Source organism: uncultured Sphingorhabdus sp. (assembly GCF_937872355.1).
Lineage (GTDB): Bacteria > Pseudomonadota > Alphaproteobacteria > Sphingomonadales > Sphingomonadaceae > Sphingorhabdus_B.
The window spans coordinates 1-5,372 of sequence record NZ_CALMSV010000130.1 but is presented as its reverse complement, the minus strand read 5'-3'; the positions used below and the strand labels follow the sequence as shown (position 1 = coordinate 5,372).

Genomic DNA, 5,372 nt, shown 5'->3' with positions numbered 1-5,372 from the left:
GCTGGCGCGCGACGCGCTGGGCGAATGGCCGAAGGGCAATATGGCCGGCTTCGGCGAAGAGGATGACGAGGACGACGATACCGGCCACTATACCTCCGATGGCCGGATGCTCACCAACATCGTGCTGATGGGCATGGGTGAGCCGCTGTATAATTTCGACAATGTCCGCGACGCGTTGAAGGTCGTGATGCATGGCGATGGCCTTGCGCTGTCGAAGCGCCGCATCACACTATCGACTAGCGGCGTTGTACCGATGATGGAAAAGGCGGGCGAGGAAATCGGTGTGAACCTCGCCGTGTCACTCCATGCGATCAGCAAGGAAATCCGCGACGAGATCGTCCCGCTCAACCGCAAATATGGCATCGAGGAACTGCTGCAGGCCTGCGCAGACTATCCGGGCGCGAACAATGCGCGGCGCATCACTTTCGAATATGTGATGCTGAAGGACAAGAATGACAGCGACGATGACGCCCGCGAGCTTGTGCGCTTGATCAAGCAGTACAAATTGCCCGCCAAGGTCAATTTGATCCCGTTCAACCCCTGGCCGGGCGCGCCTTATGAGTGCTCGACTCCCGAGCGTATCCGCGCCTTCAGCAACCTGATCTTCGAAGCCGGCATCAGCGCGCCGGTGCGTACTCCACGCGGGCGCGACATCATGGCAGCGTGCGGCCAGCTGAAATCGGCGGCTGAGAAGAAGAGCCGGGCCGAACTGGACCGGCTAGCAGAGGAAAAACAGGCAGCTTTGGGTTAGACGAACAGCGCCACCGACTGCATCCCGGTCATCATTGGTTCGCCCTTGCTGTTCCAGACCGTCATATATTGGCTGCTCGCGCCATGAACCGCATGGTGGGTTTCGCTTTCGAGGAACCACCAGCCATTTTCGGTTTCAGGTGCATCGGTGAGCAGGTTGATCTGCCAATTGATCGAGCTGATCATCCCCTCTTTTTTCATCAGCCCCATCGTCGATGGCGGCAGGGCGTCACCCATGCAGATCAAATTGGCCACGGAATCAAGGCCTTCACGCTCTTTCAAGCGGTGCCAGTTGGCAAGACGAGGCTTATCCATGCCTAGGATCAACCGCTTCTCGGGATAGTCCATATTGTGGGTGAAGAATTCGGGCGGGCCACTGCGGGTCTTGCCATCTTCGGGGATAGGCGGAAATTCCGGGCGGGGCAGGCCTTCATAGTCGATATGGCTTTCACGCCGCGCCATGAAGACGAAGACGCAGCTAAGGCCGACCTCCGCGCCCACAGTAATTTCACTCTTGATGAAAGCGCTGTTACGGCCACGGCGTAAAACTTTGCTGTGGATCTCCACCTCGCCCGACAGCGGCCCCGAAAAGGCGATCTGCGCCGTCAACAGCGGCGGCAGGTCAGGTGCTGCCAATTTTGCCGATTGGTAGGCCAATGCCGAACTCAAACCGCCATAGGCAGTCCGTCCCTGATGCCAGGTCGATGGGATAGTGATTTTTTGGTCGGTCGTGTCAGCGCGGAGCTGCGCGAGGATGTCTGCAAGGTTCATTTAGTTGGCTTATCGCGCGCGAACTATTGTCGCAAGCAATCAAGACATTGGGCTTGCATAGCGTGGCTTGCAGTGGTTGAGATGCTTTTATGGAAGGGAGCAATCAGTTCGGCTGGGTCGAAAAGCTGGTGGGCGGAGGCGTTCCTATTCCACCAAACACAGCATCAGCCAATCTGATCGGCCGGGCGATAGCAGCGGCGGTCGGCCTGGGCGCACAGCGACCGGCTTTGCTGGATGCAGTCGGAATAAGCGAAGCAACCATTCGAAACCAGTTGAGCCGGGTGCCGGGCGTCGTGCTCAACCGTTTATTGCTGGCGATCGAAACGCAACTAAACAAACCCGCTGCAGTTCTGGAAATCGGGCGTGATTCAAAACCGCGCTGCTTTTCCGATATCGGTTATGCGACACGTCTGTTGCCGACACTATATGATGTAATTGACGCGAATGTTCAGATGCAGGAGCTGCGCCAGAATATCTACCGAACATCATTGGCCGAACATGATGAATTCACCGTTCTCAAATGGAATGCCTTAGGCAACGACCCGCAGGATATTGCAGCAGCAGTCGAGTTCTCAATGGTGACATATGTCCGCCTCGCGCGCGAAATATGGGGCGAGCGGTTGATCATATCGGGCGTTTCGATGCAGCATAGGCCCAGATTTGATGTCTCTCTCTATGAACAATATATCGGCGCTCCAATCGTCTTCGGCACCAAAGAGACGATGGTGGAGTTTTTGACCGAGCAGTGCCGCGCACCGTCGCCATTCGCGAACCCAGCATTGCTGGCCGCTGCCACCAAATGCCATTGGCAACCGGTCCAATGGTTTGACGCGGGGCTTCGCCTTTCAGCCTTTACCTACTTCTACCTTTGGACCGAGCTCAACAAATCGCCGGTCACGCTTGACCGTGTCGCACGATCATTCGGCATGGCCGAGCGCACTTTAAGACGGAACCTGGTTGAGCAGGGTAATCCGTTCCGGACGATGCTGGACGATATTCGCAAAAGCATGTGTGATCTCTACAAGTTCGAGAACAAGCGCGCGCTGGCCGAGGTAGCCGAATTACTGGGCTATGGTGAATTAAGTGCTTTCACGCGCGCCTATCGGCGCTGGTATGGCGAGCCGCCGAGCAAGGGATGGCAGGCTGTGGCTCGCAAAGCCGCCTAAGAGGAGGATGCGCTACCGAGCTTTGCGGGGCGTGTAGCGAATATTTGCCTTACCGGTCACATCGACGGGGAGAAAAAGCCCCTGCCCGGTTGCGATAACCGTACCGTGGCTGACTTCATCAACTTCGGCCGACAGCGTAAAATCCCCTTCTTGCCGCATTGCGATCGCCTTTTTCGCCGCGACTAGGACTTTCTCATAATCCTTGTTGAAATCGGTCACCAATGTCCTGCTTATTTCAGCAAGAACTTCGGGATCGGCGAACAGGGCAAAGAGCAAATTAACCGCCTCGCGATCCGTCGTCCCTGCGATCCGCAAGTCGCGTATCTTGACCACTTGTGAATTCGCTTCGTTATATGGAATCGCAGATAACCAGATAACGCCATTGGTGCCTTTGAGAGGGCTACGCATAATATCGGCATTGGCTTCGACACCAACGGCAATCCTGCCCCCTTCGGTCGCATAGACTGTGACCTTTTTGAAATCGACTTTCACCGGGCCAATCTGGTCGAGCTCAATACCCCTGGCTGCCAATTTGCGCAGCGCACGTAAAATCACCGGTTCCAGTTCACGATAATCGGCAAGCACCGGGATGTGGAATCGCAAGCCATGATCACCGGACATTTTCGCTGGGGATGGAAGGGGGGTGATTTCCGGCGTGTCGGGCCGATCGCCAATAAAGGTCTCTGTCACGGCTTCCGCAGACAAGGTCAACAATAGTTGCCGACCCCGGACCTGATATCCCCCAAATCCAAGTTTTTGCGGCGTCACCCGCATCCAGGCCGGGGGGCGTTCGCGATTCAGCATGATGGTCGCAAACCCCTCGCCCCAAGCACCCTCGACAAGTTTGCGCGTTTGGAACTGGGCAATCTCACGCGAAAGGTCTCGCTCCAAACCGGCTATCACCCTTGCCAGTTCGGCATCTGCCTTGCGCACGAAATGGACGCGTTTGCCCAGAAAGTTGATCCCAGGCGGTTCGCGCCAGTCATAGGCGATGTCGACCTTTGCCCGCGGTGACCAGTTTTTATCAATCGAGATGCGAACTTGCGCGCGTACATCGGCCGAAGCATTGGCCGTTTCACGCTTGATGACGCCGCCAACATCGCGCGCGCTGACGACAGCGTTCACCGGCATTGAAACGGTCAATAGATCGCCACGCCCAGACAGGCGGATACGTCCTCTGTTGACATGCCCGACGATGGTGCAGGCGACATCAGGGGTCACCTTGGTGCGCTTGAAACCGACTTTGCAGTCAACATTTTTGCACGCCTCACCCTTGCACTTTTTCTTGTGCACAGGACAGATCGTAACCCGCTGTGCAGGAATGCATTTGGGTTCATATTGGTTGATGGCCCACAGCCGGGTTGGCACCGATTGATTGAGCTTTGCCTCCAGTCCTCCAATATCGAGGCTGAGCGGGACAATGATTGTCGAGGTCTGCTTGGGCAGTTCGGCTGCCGTATCGATACGCGGGGGCGCTGGATTACCCACCTGCTTTTCACAGCCGCCGAGAAAAGTTGAAAATAATATCAACCAAAAGAAGACCGCATTGCTTGCACTGCGCATAATGCCCCTCGCATCCGCATTTGCGAAATCAATGTTCGAACATGACCTAATGTAAACTTATCGATGCGACCGGATTATTGCATGCATGCTGGCATTGTGCGTCTCAAGTCGCAACACGCAAATCATTCACGTTCCTGGGTCGATTCTAGGATGCTGACAAAAAGGGGAAAATGGTGGGCGTAGCAAGGATTGAACTTGCGACCCCTGCGATGTCAACACAGTGCTCTACCACTGAGCTATACGCCCACGCTGCGGGCCCATTAGCGGCCTAAATGATTCCGTTCAAGCCCGAATATCGGCGTTCAATTAAGACCGGTCGCGCTTTCTTTCGTGAACAGCCTCTCAACCTCAAGTACTAGGTCCTTCAGGTGGAAAGGCTTCGACAGAACTTTCGCCTGCGGCATCGATTGCCCGGCGCGCAAGGCGACCCCTGAAAATCCGGTAATGAACATGACTTCGGTGCGTGGCGAAACTTTGCTGCAATGGCGGGCCAGTTCTATCCCATCCATTTCGGGCATGACGATATCGGTCAAAAGCAAATCGAAATGCTCGCGCTCCAAAAGTGGTGCCGCCTCAGTCCCCCGGTCGACGGAGACGACGTCATACCCCGAGCGTTCGAGCGCGCGCGCCAGATATTCGCGCATCGCTTGTTCGTCTTCCGCAAGAAGAATTCTGGTCATTGCTTGTCCTGTCATCGAGCTTTTCTGCCGTCGCGATTCTCAATTGGGCTGTAGATACCACCAGACCGTAAAAATATTGCACCGCATTTACCAATTTTGTCCTATCCTATGCTGCAATGGACAAAACGGGCTGCATCGAAAGTTCCGAAAACAGCAGAAATTGTGGATTTCAGCTGTTCAATCTGGATTCTCCCGCCCTGCCTATTCTCATATCCGTGCCGCATGCCGGTCGGGAGTACCCGGCCCAACTCCTCGATAATCTGCGAATCACCCCAGTTGCATTACAAAGGTTGGAAGACCGCTATGCCGACCGTCTAGTCAGCACAGCACTTGCTTCAGGGATGCCTGCAATTGTTGCCAGCCGTGCGCGCGCATGGATGGATCTGAACCGAAGCGAAGACGAACTCGATCCGGAAATGGTCAAGGGCAGAGTTGGCGAACG

6 protein-coding genes and 1 tRNA gene are annotated in these 5,372 nt (G+C 55.6%); 3 read left to right on the top strand and 4 right to left on the bottom strand.

Going from position 1 to position 5,372, the window contains the following annotated elements; translation table 11 throughout:
• On the top strand, positions 1-751 hold a 751-nt coding region (gene rlmN, locus Q0239_RS08145; RefSeq protein WP_298600985.1), incomplete at its 5' end, for a 23S rRNA (adenine(2503)-C(2))-methyltransferase RlmN.
• Here rlmN and Q0239_RS08140 read toward each other — a convergent pair.
• Positions 748-1,521 (bottom strand): thioesterase family protein, encoded by a 774-nt coding sequence (locus Q0239_RS08140; RefSeq protein ID WP_298600981.1) that lies wholly within the window; start codon positions 1,519-1,521, stop codon positions 748-750. The genes rlmN and Q0239_RS08140 overlap by 4 nt on opposite strands.
• An 89-nt stretch (positions 1,522-1,610) precedes the next feature.
• Here Q0239_RS08140 and Q0239_RS08135 point away from each other — a divergent pair, with 89 nt between their 5' ends.
• Complete coding sequence (locus Q0239_RS08135) at positions 1,611-2,687, top strand: AraC family transcriptional regulator (RefSeq protein ID WP_298600978.1); 1,077 nt, start codon at positions 1,611-1,613, stop codon at positions 2,685-2,687.
• A 12-nt stretch (positions 2,688-2,699) separates the two neighbouring features.
• Here the strand turns inward: Q0239_RS08135 and Q0239_RS08130 are convergent, their stop codons facing one another.
• The 3 genes from Q0239_RS08130 to cpdR form a co-directional block, all read right to left on the bottom strand.
• Entirely contained in the window at positions 2,700-4,175 is a 1,476-nt protein-coding gene (locus Q0239_RS08130) for a DUF4403 family protein (RefSeq protein ID WP_298600975.1), read from the bottom strand.
• Between the two features lie 246 nt (positions 4,176-4,421).
• Positions 4,422-4,496: transfer RNA gene (locus Q0239_RS08125), tRNA-Val, on the bottom strand.
• Between the two features lie 56 nt (positions 4,497-4,552).
• Positions 4,553-4,930 (bottom strand): cell cycle two-component system response regulator CpdR, encoded by a 378-nt coding sequence (gene cpdR / locus Q0239_RS08120; protein ID WP_298600974.1) that lies wholly within the window; start codon positions 4,928-4,930, stop codon positions 4,553-4,555.
• Between the two features lie 116 nt (positions 4,931-5,046).
• Here cpdR and Q0239_RS08115 point away from each other — a divergent pair.
• Positions 5,047-5,372, top strand: a 326-nt coding sequence (locus tag Q0239_RS08115; protein WP_298600971.1) for an N-formylglutamate amidohydrolase, incomplete at its 3' end; no start/stop codon positions are given.